This window comes from Nocardia blacklockiae (assembly GCF_015477355.1).
GTDB classification, from domain to species: Bacteria; Actinomycetota; Actinomycetes; order Mycobacteriales; family Mycobacteriaceae; genus Nocardia; species Nocardia blacklockiae.
Genome location: NZ_JADLRJ010000012.1, coordinates 85167 through 102964, shown reverse-complemented (window position 1 = coordinate 102964; position 17798 = coordinate 85167). Strand labels below are relative to the sequence as shown.

The following is a 17798-nucleotide window of genomic DNA, read 5'->3' as shown; positions in this document are numbered from 1 at the left end:
GGGTCAGCGCGTGGGTTCGTTCGTCGGTACAGGGATCTCGGTGGTGTCGGCCGCGTCGGCCAGGGCGGGTTCGCGGTGCAGCAGCTTGCGGCCGACCGAGATGATGGCAGGTAGCACGGAGAGCAGCACGATCAGCAGGAAGATGGCCTCGACGTGGTCGCGGATGAACGCGACATTGCCCAGGAAGTAGCCCAGCACGGTGACGCCGCCGCCCCAGGCGATGCCGCCGATGATGTCGAACGTCAGGAACTTGCTGTAGGTCATCTTCGACACGCCCGCCAGCACCGGCATGAACGTGCGCACGATCGGCACGAACCGGCCCAGGATGATGGTCTTCGGACCGTGCTTCTCGAAGAACTCGTGCGTCTCGGTGACATAGCGCTGCTTGAAGAAACGCCCGTCCTGCTTCTGGAACAGGGCGGGGCCGATGGCCCGGCCGATCCAGTAGGCGCTCTGGTCACCCGCGATGGCGACCAGCGCCGTCGCCGGAACGAGCACCCAGATGCTCACCGGGGGATGCGGCTGAGCGGCCAGCAGGCCGCCGGTGAACAGCAGCGAATCGCCCGGCAGGATCGGGAACAGCAGACCGGTCTCGATGAAGACGATGACCAGGATGGCCGGTAGCACAGCATGACGCAGCGGCGAATCCGTGAGCAGGTACATCGGGTCGAGCAACTCCTTGATCGAAAAGTTGCTCGCGACAGCGTCAGATATGGCCAGCAAGGTCACGGCCCCCACAGTACCGGCAGTATCGCTATCGCACCGAACCTCACGGGAACCTCACAGAAGGTTGCTGGTCGTCGCCGCGGGGGCGGCGGATTTCGGTCCAGGGGGCCGGACCGCAGCCCGCCTTCCACTCGGGCGACGGCGGAACTTAGGGTATTGGGAACAGAGTTGTCGTTCGCACCACAACACGGAGGTCACTGCAGTGCCCATCGCGACTCCGGAGGTCTACGCCGAGATGCTCGGTCGGGCCAAAGAGAACTCCTTCGCTTTTCCCGCGATCAACTGCACGTCGTCGGAGACGATCAATGCGGCGATCCGCGGTTTCGCCGAGGCCGGCAGTGACGGCATCATCCAGTTCTCCACGGGCGGCGCCGAATTCGGCTCCGGCCAGGGTGTGAAGGACATGGTGACCGGCGCGGTCGCCCTGGCGGAATTCGCCCACGTGGTGGCCGCGAAGTACGACGTCACCATCGCGCTGCACACCGACCACTGCCCCAAGGACAAGCTGGACGGTTTCGTCCGGCCGCTGATCGCGATCTCCCAGGAGCGCGTGAAGGCCGGGCAGCACCCGCTGTTCCAGTCCCACATGTGGGACGGCTCGGCCATCCCGATCGACGAGAACCTCGAGATCGCGACCGAACTGCTGAAGCAGTGCGCGGCCGCGAACATCATCCTCGAGGTCGAGATCGGCGTCGTCGGCGGTGAGGAGGACGGCGTCGAGAACGCCATCAACGACAAGCTCTACACCTCGCCCGAGGACTTCGAGAAGACCATCGCGGCGCTGGGCGCGGGCGAGAACGGCAAGTACCTGCTGGCCGCGACCTTCGGCAACGTGCACGGCGTGTACAAGCCGGGCAATGTGAAGCTGCGTCCCGAGGTGCTGGCCGAGGGCCAGCGCGTGGCCGCCGCCAAGCTGGGTCAGCCCGAGGGCTCGAAGCCGTTCGACTTCGTCTTCCACGGCGGGTCGGGCTCGCTGAAGTCCGAGATCGAGGACTCGCTGAAGTACGGCGTGGTGAAGATGAACGTCGACACCGACACCCAGTACGCGTTCACCCGCCCGATCGCCGCGCACATGTTCGCCAACTACGACGGCGTGCTGAAGATCGACGGCGAGGTCGGCAACAAGAAGGTCTACGACCCGCGCAGCTACCTGAAGAAGGCCGAGACCTCGATGGCCGAGCGCGTGATCGAGGCCTGCAACGACCTGAAGTCGGCGGGCAGGTCCGTCAGCGCGAAGTAGGACCGCCGAGTCCCTCGCCACGCGGCCCCAGGACCTCGTTTTCGGGGGTCCTGGGGTGTGTCGTTTCGGTGCGCTGAGAGGATGGAAGGTTCCGGTGCGCCGGGGCGGCAAGGGTTCCGGCGGCGAAGGGCTTCGTGACGCCGGGACCGTGATTCGGTGCTATACCCAGGGTCGACGGGTGGGCACGCTGCGTGTTAGGTAGGGGTCCATGAGCTTGGATGTGCGGGTCCTGGGGCCGGTGCAGTTGCTGGTCGACGGCGTGCCGGTGCCCGTGGGCGGGCCGAAGCCGCGGGCGCTGCTGGCCGCGCTGACCGTGAACCGGCGGCGCGCGGTGTCCTCGCAGGCGCTGGCGGACATGGTGTGGAACGAGCAGCCGCCGGATTCCTACCAGGCCAGTCTGCAGGTGTTCGTCTCCAATATCCGCAAGGCGCTGCGCAATTCGGGGGTGGACCCGGCGACGGTGCTGCGCACGGAATCGTCGGGTTACCGGCTCGAGGTCCCCGACAGCGGTTGTGATCTGGGGCGTTTCGAGCTGGCGCGGCGCGCGGGGACCGAGGCGGCCGACGCCGGCAATCACGAGGGCGCGGCGCGCCGGTTCGCCACGGCGCTGGCCGAGTGGAGCGGCAAGGCGCTCGACGATCTGTCCGGCCTGTCGTTCGCCGAGAGCTTCGCGACCGCCATGGACGAGGAGCGGCTGCTCGTCGCCTCCGCGCGCATCGACGCCGAGATCGCTTGCGGGCGGGCGTCTTCGGTGGTCGGTGAGCTGGTGTCGATGACGAACGCGCACCCGCTGCGCGAGCCGCTGTGGGCGCAGCTGATCACCGCGCTGTACCTGTCCGGACGCCAGGCCGACGCGCTCGACGCCTGCCGCCGGGTGCGGTCGGTGCTGGCCGACGAACTCGGCATCGATCCCGGCCCCGCGCTGGTGGAGTTGGAGCAGCGGGTGCTGCGGCAGGAACCGCTGAACACCCTCGCCATCGCCCAGGCCGAGCGGATCGCCAAGGCCATGACCGAGACCGTCACCGAGGTGCCGCGCAGCGCCCGCGGCGGGCTGCTGCGGCTGCCCGACGGCCGGACGGTCCCGATCACCAAGTCCGGCTTGAAGATCGGCCGCATGACCGACAACGACCTGGTGCTCGACGACCCCAAGGTCAGCCGCTACCACGCGCACATCCAGCCCAGCCGCGCCGGTCTCCTGATCAAGGACCTGCACTCCGCCAACGGCATCTTCATCAACGAGCAGGCGATCGACAGCGGCGCGATGCTCAGCGACGGCGACATGGTGCGCATCGGGGCGACGGTGCTGGTGTTCCGCGCGGAGGAGTGAGGGCGACGCGGAATACTGCCCACTCGAACTGTGGGGTCCGCTGCCCACTCGAACCGTGGGGTCCGCTGCCCACTCAAACCGTGGGGCTTCCGCCCGTCCCTGTGTAGGGACGCCGGGCGCTGTTGTGTGAACAGCGATCCCGTGCCCGCGGTCAGCAGGCGACGCCGTCGTTGTCGGGGTCCAGCTGGGGGCGGTAGCCGGGCTGTCCGGCGTAGAGCGGGCCCTTGTGTTCGGCGCGGACCTGGGCGCAGTTGACGTAGAAGGGGTAGCCGCCGTCTTCCTCGGGTGCCGGTGGCAGCAGCACTGTTTCGCGAGGATCGTTCGACCAGCCGGAACCGCCCGCGCTGGGCGCGGCACCGCTCGAACCCGGCGGCAGCGCACCGCCGTCCCGGGGCGCGGCGAATGCGGCCGGGGCCGCGGCGATGCCGAGGGTGAGTAGGACGGCCGCGGTGGCGAGGGTGCGCGAGGCGACTGTGTGGTCCACGTACATACGGCGCTCCGAGGGGAATTCGTGGTTCGGGGTCCACTGTAAACGCGTTCCCTGAGAGTCCTTCGCGACCTTGTCCAGCCTGCGGTCGGCTTCGACCGCACTCCGATGTGGTCGCGGCCTCCGCCGGTAGGGCGATGTGCACGCGCCCTGCGCTGGCGGTGCCGTTGGGGGTGGACACCAGGTGCGCGGCCGCCGTCGCCCTAGCCCGCGTCGCATCCGCGGGACATCGGCGCGGAATGCCGCGAATCGCCGCGTTCGTCCCGGTAGTGTCTGGCGCGGGTGAGAGGCCGCGCGGCGTTCGCGGCGTCCGTATTCGCGCAAGACACGGTGTCGAGGGGTTGGACCATGGCCGTGCGGCTGCTGGCTGCCGTTGGAGCGATCGTCGTGGGTGCCGGGGCGTTGATGGGTACGCAGCACGCTGCGGCCCACGCCGAACCCGGTTCTCCCGCAGCCACTCCCGGGGTGGGACCGTGCCCGGCCGACCCGGCGCCGACCCATGCCGGGCTGGTCCCGAAGACGCTCGAGGTGCCGGTGCCCTACCCGGTGGTCACGGCCGATCCGGGTCCCGCGCCCGCCGGTCCGCCCACGCGCACGCAACTGGAGCTGCTGCCGGACCCGTGCGCGAATCCCTGTCCGGACCTCACCGACACGCCCGAGCCGCCGCCCGGCCCGCTGGGTCGCCTCGGCCTGCCCGAACTGCTGCTCAAACCGCAGCCGTTCTATTTCGCGCTGCCCCCGGGACCCTCGCCGGACCCGGTGCCGCCGCCCCCGCCGCACGCCGAACCGCCGGTGGAGGCCGCGCCCCGCACGCCCGCCCCGCCCGCACCCGGCGTGCGCGCGGTGCGCGAGGTCGCCAAGCTGACCGGCGCGCAGTCGGTCAATCGCACCGACAAGCGGTGGCAGGTCTACGGCACCGATCTCGGAATCATGTGGGAGAGCGCGCCCGACGAGGTCGCGGTGGCGTTCGGCGACACCGTCGGCGTCGGCTTCCATCCGCCGGGCGGGATGGGCGGCGACTGGCGCAGCAACCTGCTCGGCTTCAGCAGCAACCGGGACCTGAGCCAGGGTATGGTGCTGGACCGCATGGTCACCGACGACCGCTGCCACGCCGCGGAGGTGCTGTCGAGCCGCAAGAAGGACAATATCGAGATCACCACCATTCCGACCTCGGGATTCGCACTGCCGCAACCGGATTCACCGACCGGTTACCGGCAGTACCTGAGCTACATGTCGATTCGCACCTGGAACGGTGTGCCCGGCACCTTCTACACCAACTACGGCGGCATCGCCTACTCCGACGACCACGGCCAGACCTGGACCAAGGACCCGCACGCGCGCTGGGACAACATCTTCGGACTCGCGAATTTCCAAGTCGCGGCGATGGTTCCGCAGGGCGACTACGTGTACATGTTCGGCACGCCCAACACCCGGCTCGGCTCGGTGGGCCTCGCCCGAGTGCCCAAGGACCAGGTGCTCGACACCACCGCCTACCAATACTGGCGCGACGGCTCCTGGACGCCGGTCGGCGGCGCGCAGTCGGCCACCCCGATCGTCGACGGGCCCGCCGGCGAGCTGTCGGTGCGCTACGACCCGGCCCGCGCGGTCTGGCAGCTGAGCTACCTGGACACCGCGAAGGCGGCCATCGTTGTGCGCGAGGCGAATTCGCCCCAAGGGGTCTGGTCGGAGAGCACGCCGACGGTCCCGGTGAGCCAGTACCCCGAGCTCTACGGCGGCTTCATCCACCCGTGGTCCACCGGCTCGGACCTCTACTTCACCATCAGCACCTGGAGCGACTACAACGTCTACCTGATGCACGCCGAACTCGACGACTGATCGCGTCGTCGAAAGGCGTTGTGGTGGTATCTAACTCAGGCGCACCTGGGCGATAGCGCGGCCGAACAGCTTCTTGCCCGCCGAGGTGCCGCTGAGCAGGATCGTAGCCGTGCGACGCTCCGGATCCAGTGCCTTGATCTTGCCGCTGAAGTCGATCCGAGCGGGGGACAGCGGCTCCACCGGCACATAACCGGACAGCCGGACGCTGTAGCTCTCGATCGCGGTCGGATCGCCCAGCCAAGAGGTCAGGTACTGGCCGCCCAGGCCCATGGTCAGCAGGCCGTGTGCGACGACCGTTGGCAGGCCCGCCAGCTCGGCGGCCCGGTCACTGAAGTGGATCGGGTTGGGGTCGCCGGAGACGCCGGCGTAGTTGACCAGATCGCCGCGGGTCAATTGCATGGTGGCCGTGGGCAATTGGAAGCCGACGTCCAGGTCGTCGAAGTTCGGTTCGGTGTGAACCGGTGTGCCACGCCAGGATTCGGCCAGTTCCGGAACCCGGGTGAACTGATCGGTGTCGATCTGCGAGAGCACCTCCGGGTCGACCGGACCGTCGGCGCGGCGGCGCATGACCAGACCCTCCACCAGCCGCACGATATCCGGGTCGCCCTCGCCCAGCCGCGCCACGATGCTGGTGGTGGCCACCAGCACGACGGCGCCGGAGTCGTCGGTGAGAACGGCCTTCACGACGATGAAGTCGTTGCCGCGCACCCGCCGCACCGACTCGATCACCGCCTCGCTGTGCAGCCGGTCCCCGGCCATGATCGGGCGGTGCGCCTCGAAGACCTGGTCGGTCTGCAGCACCTGGGACAGGTCGTAATCGGAGAGGACCGTGTCGAGCAGCGCCTGGGTGATGGTCATGCCGATCACCGAACCGAAGGTCGGCGGCGCGATGATGCCGTCCCAGCCGAGCTTGCCGGCGTCGTACCAGTGGGCCGGGTGGCTGTTCTGCACCGCCCGCGCGAATTCGCGGATCTTCTCCCGACCGACGTCGTAGTGGTCCCGAATTCGGTAGTGCCGACCCGCCAAATCGGGGGGTGCCGGCGCGTCGGGTGCCAGCTCCGGCATGTCCCTTGCTCCCTGCTAGAAGTCTTACTGCGTAAATTCCGGCCCGGCCGAAACCCCGGGTGGGCTGTTGGGGCGGCCAGGCAACCGCGTCATGCTACCGAGGTGCCGGACCGACGACCAGGTCTCTGTGACGTTCATCGCGCGCCGCCGCGGGTTCGTCACAGGGCGGCGATGAACGTCACAGGCCCGGGGCTCAGCCGGCGGCATTCGGCGGGTCGCAGACCTTCCAGCCGTCGGGGGTCTGCTGCAGGTCGAAGGTGCGGGCGATCCGGTTGTCCTTGTCGGCCTCGGTGTAGACGCTGGCCTGCGCCACCGCCTTGTCGCCGGTGATCTGCACGGAGTCCACGCTGTCGATCCGCGGCACCTTCTTCTGATCCACCGAGAGCTTGTACACGCCCGCGAACTGGTCGGGGGCGATGTTCTGGTAGAAGTCGTGCAGCGGGCCGGAGGTGGTCGCGCGCAATTCGGTCAGGTCGCCGCTGTCGAGCGCGTCGGCGTAACTCGAGACGGCGGCCTTCACCCGGCCCTCCGGCGAATTGTCGGTCTTGCTGCCGCTGAGTCCGACCACGGCGACGATCACCGCGATCACGACGACCACCGCCGCGCCCGCGGCTATCAGCCAGCGCTTGTCGGGACCCGATTTCCCGGGCGCGTCGCCCGCGGGCGGCACATGCTGCGGCGGGGCGACCGGCCGCGGCTGGCCCTGCTGCGCTCGCGGCGGCAGCGGCTGCGCGGGCGTGGTCGGCTGGACATCCGCCGGCGAGGGCGCACTGCCCTGCCGCGGCGGCCGCGCCATCCCCGACCGCCCCGGCTCCCCGGGCGCCCCCGCCTGCCCCGGCCCCGAAGACCCTTGCGGCACAGCGTTCTTGGGCCCCGCCCCCGGCCGCGGCGTAGCAGGCGGCCGAGTAACCGGCGCGGGCCCCGCCCCCGACGCCACCACCCGATCCCCCGCCTGCGCGGCCCCACCGGTACGCAACTTCTCCGTGGGCTCCGCAGGCCCGCCGGTACGCGGCTTCCCACTGGCCCCGACCCCGCCGGTAGGCAACATCTCGGTCGGCTGCCCGGCGTCGCCGGGGCGCGGTTTGTCGGTGGGCGTGGCCCCGCCGGGACGTGGTGCGGCTCCGCCGGTGGGCAACATCTCGGTGGGCTGCCCGGTGTCGCCGGGGCGCGGTGCGTCGGTAGGCGTGGCCCCGCCGGGACGTGGTGCGGTCCCGCCGGTAGGCAACATCTCCGTCGGCTGCGCGGTGTCGCCGCGGCGCGGTGTGTCGGAAGGCGTAGCCCTGCCGGTGGGCAGCATCTCGGTGGGTTGTGCGGTGTCACCGGCACGTGGTTTCTCAGTGGGCTGCGGGTCGGTGCGCTGCTTTCCGGCGGGCTGGGAAGCTCCGCCGGTGCGCGGCTTCTCCGTGGCTTGATTGCCGGGCTGCTGTACGGGCAGCACCATGGTCTGCGCGTCGGAGGGATTCGACACCGCCGGAATAGCCGTCGTCGGCAACTCCGACCCGGCCTCCTCTTCCCCTCCCGAGCCCTTGGCCCCCGAACTCCCGGAAGGCTTCCCGGCCCCCGACTTCGGAATAGCCTCGGTCTCACTCTCGGACCCGCTCACCCCCGCCGCGGCAGCCGACCGCTTGATCGAATCCGCTGTCGGAGAAGAGGTCCCACCCCTCGCCGCCCCACCCGCAAACCGGACCTCGGCCGCGCCCGAACCGCCCTGCTCCCGCCGGCGACCCGCACGATCCTCGCCCTGCGCCGCCCCCCGATCACCTGGCGGCACGGCAGCGGCTCCCTCCCGCGCCGAACCACCTTGTGCCCCACCAGCTACCGATCCCTCACCCGACGATGCCCGCCCGCCCCCTGCCGAACCTGCCCGCCCCGCGCCGCTCGTCCGTCCCTGCTCCGCACCTGCCTGTCCCGCGCCTGCAATGCCCGTCCGCTCCGCGCCCGCCTGGCCTGCACTTGCCCGCCCCGCGCCAGTCGTCCGGCCCTGCTCCGCGCCTGTCTGACTCGCGCCTGCGATGCCCGTCTGTTCCGCGCTTGCCTGGCCCGCGCCGGCCTGCCCCGTGCCCGCTCGATCCGGGCCTGCCTGGCCCGCGCCGGCCCGGCCTGTGCCCGCTCGATCCGCGCCTGCCTGCCCTGCGCCGATTTCGCCTGCGCCCCCTGCACCCGTCTTTCCAGCGTCGGCCTGGTTACCACTTGCTGAGCCGGAGCGGCCCGCGCTCTCTCGGCTTGCGGCGGCTGGCCCATCGGCGCCCGGAACACCTTGCGCCGCTGTGCCCTTATTCGATTTCGCTGAATCGCCTTGTGTCGCAGGGGAACTGGGGGTGCCAGGTCGCTGTTGCCAAGGAACTGGTCGTGTCTGTGCGGCCGCCCCGGGCTCGCCTGAAGCTGCGGTCTGTGATGGGCCTTGTGTTGCGGGGGAATGCCCGGCTTGTGTGTCACGGCCTGCGGGGCCGGTCTGCGGCACCGGGCGAGTGGGTGCGGAACCTTCGCCCGGTGCATCGCGTTGTTGCTCGCTCGGTGTGGGCCGATCGCCCTGTCCGGGGGCGTTCGCCGCTCCGCCTGTGCGCTCGTCGGTTCTGCCCGGCTGGTTCGTTTGTCCGGGTGCGGTTGAAGGGGCGCCCGCGCGCTCGTCGCCTCGGCCGGGCAGGTTCGGTTGGCCGGTCGTTCCGCCCGGATGTTGGTCGCCGCGTTCGTTCTGCGGCCGTTGGCCGGCTGCTTCTGCGCCCGCGTGGCCGCGGCCCGGCTCGTCTCGAGCGGGTCGGTTCGCTTGGTTGGTCGCTCCGCCGAGGCGTTGGTCGCCGCGTTCGCCTTCCGGTCGTTGTCCCGCCGCTGCGCCCGCGAGGCCGCGGGTGGGCTCGTCTCGGCCGGGACGGTTGCCCTGTCCGGATCCACCTGCCAGGCCACGCGTGGGCTCGTTCTGGGCGGGGCGGTTCGCTTGCCCGGATTCGCCTGCCGGGCGCTGGTCGGGGGCGGGAGTGCCCTGGGCGGGGCGGTTGAACTGCCCTGGGCCACTTGGGTTCCCGGTAGGGCGCGGGGCCGGGCCGCCCTGTGCGGGGCGACCGAAGACGCCGGTCTGTTTGCCGGGGCGGCGGTCGGGCTGTGGAGGTCGGCCGGGTGTGCTGGAGGGCGTGTCCGGCTGTTGGCCGGGGCCGTCTTGGCTCGGACGGTCGGCTTGCCCGCCCGGACCGGCTTGCCCGCCCGGACCCGCTTGCCCGCCCGGCTGTCCACCTGCCTGACTGCCGGCTTGCCCACCTGCCTGCCCGGCGGCGGGGCCGCCCGGCCGCGCGGCGGGGCCGGACTGTGCGGGGCGGTTGAGGCCCGGGCGCGGGGGCTCGGGGGAGGGGGCTACGCCGGGGCGGGGTGCGGGGGAGTTGGGGGGAGTCGCGGCGGGCTTTTCGGAATCGGGGGTTTTTCGGATGGCCTCGGTTCGGGCGTTGGGGTCGGGCGTGTCGGCTTCTCCGCGACCGGCTACCTGGTCGCGGGAGATGCGCTGGGTCTGCCCGGCGTCCGGCCCGGCGGGGCCGCGCGCCGCGGCGGGCGACGAGCGTTCGGCACCGGGAGACCCCGGGTGTGCCTGCCGTTCGGGCTTCTGGTCGTTCGGGTCGGACACGCGCTACCCCTCGCTCAACGTCAACAGTGAACTCGACGGTCAGCCTAACGAGCATTCCGGGCAACGGTGCACATTGCGGCACGACAGACGAACCCGGCTCGGGCCGGGTGTACATAATGTCCTCATGACCTCCTTCGGCGATCTGCTCGGACCGCAGCCGGTATTGCTCCCCGAACTCTCCGATGCGGAGGAAGCGATAGTCGAGAACCAGGACCCGGTGCAGGTCGCGGCCGCGCACCCGACCGCGTCGATCGCCTGGGCCAGACTCGCCGAGGACGCCCTGTCCCGCGCCGCGGCCGCCGGTGCCGAACTCGACGGCGCCAGCGCGGTCGACCACGACGTCATCTCGGCCTACGCGTTCGCGCGCACCGGCTACCACCGCGGCCTGGACCTGTTGCGCCGCAACGGCTGGAAGGGTTTCGGCCCGGTGCCGTGGAGCCACGAGCCCAACCGCGGCTTCCTGCGCAGCGTCGGCGCGCTCGCGCGGGCCGCCCGCGCCATCGGCGAGACCGACGAATACGCCCGCTGCCTGGACCTGCTCGAGGACTGCGACCCGCGGGCGGCCGGCGAACTCGGCCTGGACTGAGCGAAGCCAGCACATCGCATTGACCACCGCGCCTACCTCGCTACGGATCGACGCCGTGCGCGACGGCGGTAAACAGCGCCTGCGCAACGGTGCTCAGCGCCTGCGCAAGTCCGCCCTGCCGATCGTGCAGTGCGCGGTCGGCGCCGCTCTCGCCTGGTTCCTCGCCCATCACGTGATCGGGCATCCGCAGCCGTTCTTCGCGCCCATGGCCGCCGTCATCTCGATCGGCGTGTCCTTCGGCGCGCGGCTGCGGCGCTCGGTGGAACTGGTGGCCGGCGTCGCGGTCGGCATCGGCATCGGTGACTTCTTCATCGCCCGCGTCGGCACCGGCCCGTGGCAGATCGCCCTGGTGGTGGCGTGCGCGATGGCGATCGCGGTGTTTCTCGACGGCGGCGCCATCATCCCGATGCAGGCCGCCAGTTCCGCGGTGCTGGTGGCCACGCTGATGCCGCCGCACACCGGCGGCGGCGCCAACCGCATGATCGACGCGCTGGTCGGCGGCCTGGTCGGGGTCCTGGTGGTCGCCGTCATTCCGCTGCACCCGGTGCGGCGGGCCCGCCAGCAGGCCGCCGACATCCTCGCGGTGATCGGCAAGTCGCTCACCGAATGCGCCGACGGCCTGCACGAACAGGACGCCGACAAGGTCCGGCTCGCCCTCGACTCCGCGCGCGGCACGCAACCGCAGATCGACGGGCTGCGCAGCGCCCTCGAGGGCGGCCGCGAGGTCAGCCGCATCTCCCCGCTGTACTGGAATTCGCGCCGGCGCCTGGAAACCATTCGCGCCGCCGCCGACCCGCTCGACAACGCCGTCCGCAACACCCGCGTACTGCTGCGCCGCGCGCTGACCCTGGTCCGCGACGACGAGATCCTCGACCCGCGCCTGGTCGACGAGGTGGAGGACCTCGGCAAGGCCGTCGACGTGGTGCGCCGCTATCTGCTCGCCGACCCGGGCGAGCAGCCCGACGCCGCGGAGGCCACCCGCGTCCTGCGCCGAGTCGCCAAGGGCGCCACCAAGGATCTGGTCGACGGCGCCGGGCTGTCGGCGCATGTGGTGTTCGCGCAACTGCGGTCGATCGTCGTGGACCTGATGCAGGTGTGCGGTGTGAAGCGGCTGTCGGCGATCGCGCTGCTGCCGCCCACCGTGGAAACGCCCTACGTCACCCCGGAGGACTGATCGGTTTGCTGTCGAATCGCCCGCTCTCCCAGGCGATTCGCACTACGCAGGCGTGCACGTGCATTCGCGCCGAACTGCGAGGCGGTCGGTTCGCCTGCGCGACAGGGTCTTTGATCTTCGGGTAGTGGACTACTCGTGTACCCGGCGCCGGCCGCTCGTAACGTCGTTCTCGACCGCGCCGACGAGGGGTGGCGCGGTAGGAGCTTCGCGACAGCGGCGGACAGCAACGGCCATATGGTGTGGTGGCCGGTCCGCCCGGAGCGAAGCGGGCCGCTCGATCGCCGAGATCGGATCGGGCGGCCCGGAACGGGAGGGGAAAGTAGGGGGAGGTCCGGGCGATGGTGCGCGGTCCGGCGGCAGACCCGGTGCGGTTACATCCAGAACCAGGTCAGGCTGCTGCCGTACCGCCACCATCGCCACGGAACTCCGGACAGGTCGAAAAGCGTGTCGACGAGCTGATAGAAGGCGTCCCGCAGCGGCGGCACACCCCACAGCAGCGCGAACAGCAGCAGGAAACCCCACGGCTTCACCTGGTCCAGCGACCGCCGGGTCTGATAACTCAGCGACGGCTCCAGAATGCCGTACCCGTCGGTGCCCGGCACCGGGATCAGATTCAACACGGTCGCGATGATCTGCAGATAGGCGAGAAAACTCAGCCCGAACCAGAACGCCGGATGCGACGCCGACGAACCGAACAGCCGCACCACCACCAGCAGCACCACCGCGCAGGCGGCGTTCACCGCCGGGCCCGCGCCGCTGATCATCCGCTGCGTGCGCGTCGAATAATTGCCCGGCTGCAAATAGACCGCGCCGCCCGGCAGCGCGATCCCGCCCAGCGCGATGAAGATGATCGGCAACACGATCGACAACACCGGATGGCTGTACTTCAGCGGATTCAACGTCAGATATCCGCGCAACTCCACCTCGCGGTCACCCGCCCGCCACGCGGTATAGGCGTGCCCGAACTCGTGCAGGCACAGGCTGACGATCCAGCCGAACACCACCATGACGAACACGCCCGCCTTCGCCCGCCACGACGACACGTCGGCGTCCCAGGCCAGCGCCCCACCCGCCACCGCGACCACGACGATCAGCAGGAACACCGGGCTGGGCCGCACCGCGCCGGACATGCGGCGCGCGCCGAACGGACGACTCATCGGACCAGCAGCCAGGGCACGTGGTGGCGATAGAACGTCGACCGCGGCACCGTCCGGTCGCTGCTGATCCCGTCGCGGGTCACCTCCGCGCCCGGCGAACCCAGCTGGACCGCGCGCCCGGCCACCCAGCGCCGCTTGCGCAGGCCGCGCACCGCCGTGGCGCGCACGCCCGGAGCCTCGAGAGTCGGCGAAATATGCAGTGCCCGAACCTTTCCGGTGAACAGCCGGACGTCGTCGACGTAGGCCTCACCCTCCAGTTTGCCACTGTGCGGCCCGCAGATCGTGGCTCGGCCGATCAACACCTTGCCGGTGTCGTCCCGGATCAGCGGCGTCTCGGCCGGCTTGCCCTCCAGCGCACGCTTGGCCGCCGCGGAACCGGTGCCGGTCTGATAGGCGCGCGAACCGTAGGTGCGGTCCACCGGCACATAGCCGATCTCCACCCCCAGCCGCTCGGTGCGCATCAGATGCGTGAGCACCGCCGCCAGACCCGCGTCCTCGCCGAGCACGATCAGCCGGGGCAGGCTGTCCGCCGCCAGCACCGGCAGCAACTCGTCGAGTTCGGAGCCGTCCGGGATCGCCGCGGTCTGCGTCGTCGGCAGCGACGCGAGCGCGATCGGCATCGGGGCGCCGTTGCAGCGGAGAACATGGGTACTCAACTGCGGCACACCCTCCTCGGACCGGACAACTGCATCGTCCTCGCTGCATTCGGGCGGGCTCGCTGCGGGCCCACCTCCCGAGCCACCATAGCTGGAACTTTGGCGCCGCCTTCGGCGTCGCGGGTTTGCGGCGCTTTGAGGCTCGGTTTTCGGTGGCCTCCGCTTGCTCCTTCGTCGCTTGCGCGGAGGCCACCGAAAACCGAGCCCGCGCCGCAAACCGGGTGGGGTTGCGGGAGTGGTGGGGTACGGCTTCTCATCTGCCCCTTTTCCGGCTGGTGTTGTTGGGTTTGGGGTGTTCGTTGGCGATTGTTGTGGTTGTTGCCGTTTGTGACTACCCGGAGTTCGGGGTGTTCGATCGGTCGTTTGCGGGTTTCGTCGGGTTGGGGGAAAGGTGTCGGTGCAGGTCTTCGGTGTGATCTGTGCCATTCGGGCGCCTGGTGGGTGGCGGGGGCGTCGTGAAAGATGTTGTGGCGGTTCACATCTTAGGGGGGTGTGTGGGCCAGGTCACAGCGGGCGCGTCGGCTCGGGAAGTGGCTGGTGGGCATCCATTAGACTGTGCTCCCGGCCGCCGCCTCGGAAACGGCAGGTAGCTGCAGCGTCGTGGACGTTGCGCGTCGAACCGTAGGAGACTCCACATGCCGGCAATCGTCCTGATCGGCGCCCAATGGGGCGACGAGGGTAAGGGCAAAGCTACCGACTTGCTCGGCGGTCGAGTCCAATGGGTCGTGCGCTACCAGGGTGGCAACAACGCGGGTCACACCGTGGTGTTGCCCAACGGCGACAACTTCGCGCTGCATCTGATCCCGTCGGGGATCCTCACTCCGGGCGTGACCAATGTGATCGGCAACGGCGTGGTCGTCGACCCGGGCGTGCTGCTGGAGGAACTGGCCGGGCTGGAGGAGCGCGGCGTGGACACCTCGCGGCTGCTGCTCTCCGCCGACGCGCACCTGATCATGCCGTATCACGTGGCCATCGATAAGGTCACCGAACGCTTCCTCGGCAACAAGAAGATCGGCACCACCGGGCGCGGCATCGGCCCGTGCTACCAGGACAAGGTCGCGCGCGTGGGCGTGCGCGTCGCCGATCTGCTGGACGAGAAGATCCTCACCCAGAAGGTCGAGGCCGCCCTGGAATTCAAGAACCAGGTGCTGGTGAAGATCTACAACCGCCGCGCGCTGGACGCGCAGCAGGTGGTCGACGAGGTGCTGACCCAGGCCGAGGGCTTCAAACATCGCATCAGCGACACCCGCCTGCTGCTCAACCAGGCGCTCGAGGGCGGCGAGACGGTCCTGCTGGAAGGCTCGCAGGGCACCCTGCTCGACGTCGACCACGGCACCTACCCCTACGTCACCTCGTCCAACCCGACCTCGGGCGGCGCGGCCGTCGGCTCGGGCATCGGACCCAACCGGATCGGCGCGGTGCTCGGCATCCTGAAGGCCTACACCACCCGCGTCGGCTCCGGGCCGTTCCCGACCGAACTGTTCGACCAGTCCGGCGAATACCTCGCCAAGACCGGCGGCGAAGTCGGCGTGACCACCGGCCGCGCGCGGCGCACCGGCTGGTTCGACGCCGTCATCGCGCGCTACGCCACCCGGGTCAACGGCATCACCGACTACTTCCTCACCAAGCTGGACGTGCTCTCCAGCCTCGACCGGGTGCCGATCTGCGTCGCCTACGAAATCGACGGTGAGCGGGTCGAGCAGATGCCGACCACGCAGACCGAATTCCACCACGCCCGGCCCATCTACGAGGAGATGCCCGGCTGGTGGGAGGACATCTCCGGCGCCCGCACCTTCGAGGACCTGCCCGCCAACGCGCAGGCCTACGTGCTGCGGCTGGAGGAACTGTCCGGCAGCCGCATCTCCTGCATCGGCGTCGGCCCGGGCCGTGACGAGACCATCGTCCGGCACGACGTGCTGGGCTGACCCCCGCCGCGGCCGGGCCGACTTCGCCGGTGCCGCCGCTCTTTTGGAGGAGCGAGCGGTGCCGTCGGCATGACCTTCAGCTAAGCTGAAGGTTATCGACCGACGAAGTGAGGACCGATCCCGTGGGCATTCGGCACTATCTGCATCGCGCACCGTCCGTGTCGGCCGCGGAGGCGATCGACGCCGTCCGCGCCGGCGCGCTCATCGTTGACGTGCGGCGGCAGTTCGAGTGGCATCGCACCCACATCCCCGGCGCGGTCCACCTGCCGCTGGAGCAGCTGGCCGAGGGTTGCGCGGAGCTGCCGGACGATCGGCTCCTGATCACCTTCTGCACCGGCGGCCTGCGGTCCTACGGTGCCGCCAACCTGCTCATCGACTACGGCTTCGAGGCCAAGAACATGTCCGGCGGACTGATCGAGTGGCGGGCCGCCGGCGGGGCGCTGGAGAGCCGCTAGTAGCAGGTGAGCGGCGCGAGCGGATCGGCCGCGTGCGGCGTGAGGGCCGCGTAGGCGGCGGCGACGGCCTTGACGCCCAGCCGCAGCTCCGACTCCTCCTGCGTGAAGGGCAGGCGGAGGAACCGCTCGAACGCGCCCTGCACGCCGAAACGTGGTCCGGCGGCGAGCAATACGCCGTGATTGGGCGCGGTGGCGGCGAGCGCGGTCGAGACCGGTGCGGGCAGCTGCACCCACAGCGACATGCCGCCGACACCGGGCACCGCGCGCCAGTCCGGCAGCTCCTCGGCCAGGGCGTCCAGCAGCGTCGCGCGGCGGCTGCGCAGCTGGTCGCGGCGGCGGGCGAGGATGGTCTCGGCATGTTCGAGCAGGTACACGGTGGCCAGCTGGTCCATCACCGGGGTGCCCAGGTCGACGGTCGAGCGGGTGCCGAGCAGCTTGGTGATCAGCGACTGGTTGGCGCGCACCCAGCCCACGCGCAGGCCGCCCCAGAACGACTTCGACGCCGAGCCGATCGTGACGATCTCCGGCCCGCGCGCGAAAGCCGCTACCGGCGGCGGGTTCTCGCCCTCCAGCTGCTGGTCCACCATCGACTCGTCGACGATCACCGTCATCCGGGTCTCGCGGGCGATGGCGGCCAGCTCGGCCCGGCTGTCGGCATTCATCAGCAGGCCGGTGGGGTTGTTGAAGTCGGGCACGAGGTAGGCGGTGCTGGCCGCGGTCTGCCTTGCGGCACTGCGGATTCCGTCGAGATCCCAGGCCGCGCCGGGCCGTTCCGGGCGCAGCGGCACGGGCACCGGGCGGGCGCCGACGTCGCGGATCGCCTCGATCGCGTTGGGGTAGGTGGGGTGGTCGATGAGCACGCGCTCGGCGGGTGCGGTGAGGACGTTCAGCAGCAGGCGCAGGCCGTGCTGGGCGCCGAGGGTGACCAGGATCTGCTCGGGCTCGGTGGGCAGGCCGCGCTCGGTGTAGCGCCGGGCGATCGCCTCGCGCAGCGGCAGCACGCCCACCGGGTCCATGCCGTGGGTGCCGAGGTAGATCGGAAGGCCTTGCAGCGCGGTCGAATACGCCTCGCTCATCTCCGGGGGAGCGGACATCGCGGCGTAGGTCAGGTCGATGGTCGGCAGTTCGCCCGGCGACATCATCGCGAGGATGCTGCGCGCCGGTTTGGTGCCGTCGTGCTTGATGCCGGCGGGCAGGGCGACGGTGCTGCGCGAACCCTGCCGGCTGATCAGGTAGCCGTTCTCGCGCAGCAGCGCGTACGCGGAGGTGACGGTGGTGCGGCTGACGCCGAGGGTGGTCGCCAGGTCGCGCTCGCTGGGCAGCGCGACGCCGAGGGGCGCGCGGCCGTCGTGGATCAGCAGCCGAATGCTTTCCGCCAGTGCGAGATACGCGGGACGCGAGGTGCGCCGGGCGGCGGAGGTCCCGGCGTCCGTCTCCGGGTCCGCCGGGCGCGCGCCGGAGTCGTCCTGCCGCCACCGGCCCAGGTCCCGGGTCAGGGTGGCCGCGCTGATCACACGTACTGCCATGCAGGCCAGTATCACGTCGGTGGCTATGTAT

At 70.4% G+C, this 17798-nt stretch carries 14 protein-coding genes; 7 read left to right on the top strand and 7 right to left on the bottom strand.

Annotation, left to right across the window (positions count from 1 at the left end):
• Positions 1 to 3: 3 nt before the first annotated feature.
• Complete coding sequence (locus IU476_RS28720; protein WP_438944083.1) at positions 4 to 714, bottom strand: DedA family protein; 711 nt, start codon at positions 712 to 714, stop codon at positions 4 to 6.
• A 214-nt stretch (positions 715 to 928) separates the two neighbouring features.
• Here IU476_RS28720 and fbaA point away from each other — a divergent pair, with 214 nt between their 5' ends.
• Both fbaA and IU476_RS28710 read left to right on the top strand, forming a co-directional pair.
• Positions 929 to 1966: a class II fructose-bisphosphate aldolase gene (gene fbaA, locus IU476_RS28715; RefSeq protein WP_195105379.1), complete on the top strand. Its 1038-nt coding sequence runs from the start codon at positions 929 to 931 to the stop codon at positions 1964 to 1966.
• 208 nt (positions 1967 to 2174) lie between these two features.
• Entirely contained in the window at positions 2175 to 3293 is a 1119-nt protein-coding gene (locus IU476_RS28710; RefSeq protein ID WP_195105377.1) for a BTAD domain-containing putative transcriptional regulator, read from the top strand.
• Positions 3294 to 3444: 151 nt separating this feature from the next.
• Here the strand turns inward: IU476_RS28710 and IU476_RS36385 are convergent, their stop codons facing one another.
• Complete coding sequence (locus IU476_RS36385; protein WP_228824481.1) at positions 3445 to 3783, bottom strand: excalibur calcium-binding domain-containing protein; 339 nt, start codon at positions 3781 to 3783, stop codon at positions 3445 to 3447.
• Positions 3784 to 4128: 345 nt separating this feature from the next.
• On the opposite strand from IU476_RS36385, the gene IU476_RS28700 reads away from it, so the two are divergent.
• Positions 4129 to 5616, top strand: coding sequence for a glycoside hydrolase family 183 protein (locus IU476_RS28700; RefSeq protein ID WP_195105372.1), 1488 nt, complete (start codon positions 4129 to 4131; stop codon positions 5614 to 5616).
• A 30-nt stretch (positions 5617 to 5646) separates the two neighbouring features.
• On the opposite strand, the gene IU476_RS28695 is transcribed toward IU476_RS28700, so the two are convergent.
• Positions 5647 to 6681, bottom strand: a complete 1035-nt coding sequence (locus IU476_RS28695) for a fused (3R)-hydroxyacyl-ACP dehydratase subunits HadA/HadB (RefSeq protein WP_195105368.1) — start codon at positions 6679 to 6681, stop codon at positions 5647 to 5649.
• 193 nt (positions 6682 to 6874) lie between these two features.
• On the bottom strand, positions 6875 to 8173 hold the full coding sequence (locus tag IU476_RS28690) for an Rv0361 family membrane protein (protein WP_195105366.1): 1299 nt from the start codon (positions 8171 to 8173) through the stop codon (positions 6875 to 6877).
• Positions 8174 to 10412: 2239 nt separating this feature from the next.
• Here IU476_RS28690 and IU476_RS28685 point away from each other — a divergent pair.
• The gene (locus IU476_RS28685) at positions 10413 to 10874 is read left to right on the top strand and encodes a DUF3151 domain-containing protein (protein ID WP_195105364.1); all 462 of its coding nucleotides are present in this window, start codon (positions 10413 to 10415) and stop codon (positions 10872 to 10874) included.
• 19 nt (positions 10875 to 10893) lie between these two features.
• Positions 10894 to 12048: an FUSC family protein gene (locus tag IU476_RS28680; RefSeq protein WP_438944081.1), complete on the top strand. Its 1155-nt coding sequence runs from the start codon at positions 10894 to 10896 to the stop codon at positions 12046 to 12048.
• Between the two features lie 371 nt (positions 12049 to 12419).
• Here IU476_RS28680 and IU476_RS28675 read toward each other — a convergent pair whose 3' ends face one another.
• Together IU476_RS28675 and IU476_RS28670 are read right to left on the bottom strand one after the other, a co-directional pair.
• Positions 12420 to 13205 carry a site-2 protease family protein gene (locus IU476_RS28675; protein WP_195105362.1) on the bottom strand — a complete coding sequence of 262 codons (786 nt, stop codon included), beginning with the start codon at positions 13203 to 13205 and terminating at the stop codon, positions 12420 to 12422.
• Positions 13202 to 13825 carry a hypothetical protein gene (locus tag IU476_RS28670; protein WP_195105485.1) on the bottom strand — a complete coding sequence of 208 codons (624 nt, stop codon included), beginning with the start codon at positions 13823 to 13825 and terminating at the stop codon, positions 13202 to 13204. The genes IU476_RS28675 and IU476_RS28670 overlap by 4 nt, the downstream gene beginning before the upstream one ends.
• 671 nt (positions 13826 to 14496) lie before the next feature.
• Between IU476_RS28670 and IU476_RS28665 the strand changes: the two genes are divergently transcribed.
• Together IU476_RS28665 and IU476_RS28660 are read left to right on the top strand one after the other, a co-directional pair.
• Positions 14497 to 15786: an adenylosuccinate synthase gene (locus tag IU476_RS28665; protein ID WP_195105359.1), complete on the top strand. Its 1290-nt coding sequence runs from the start codon at positions 14497 to 14499 to the stop codon at positions 15784 to 15786.
• Positions 15787 to 15908: 122 nt separating this feature from the next.
• A complete protein-coding gene (locus IU476_RS28660) occupies positions 15909 to 16241 on the top strand; it encodes a rhodanese-like domain-containing protein (protein ID WP_195105355.1) in 333 nt (110 codons plus the stop codon).
• Here IU476_RS28660 and yczR read toward each other — a convergent pair.
• Positions 16238 to 17767, bottom strand: a complete 1530-nt coding sequence (gene yczR / locus IU476_RS28655; RefSeq protein WP_195105353.1) for a MocR-like transcription factor YczR — start codon at positions 17765 to 17767, stop codon at positions 16238 to 16240. The genes IU476_RS28660 and yczR overlap by 4 nt on opposite strands.
• Between the last annotated feature and the right edge of the window lie 31 nt (positions 17768 to 17798).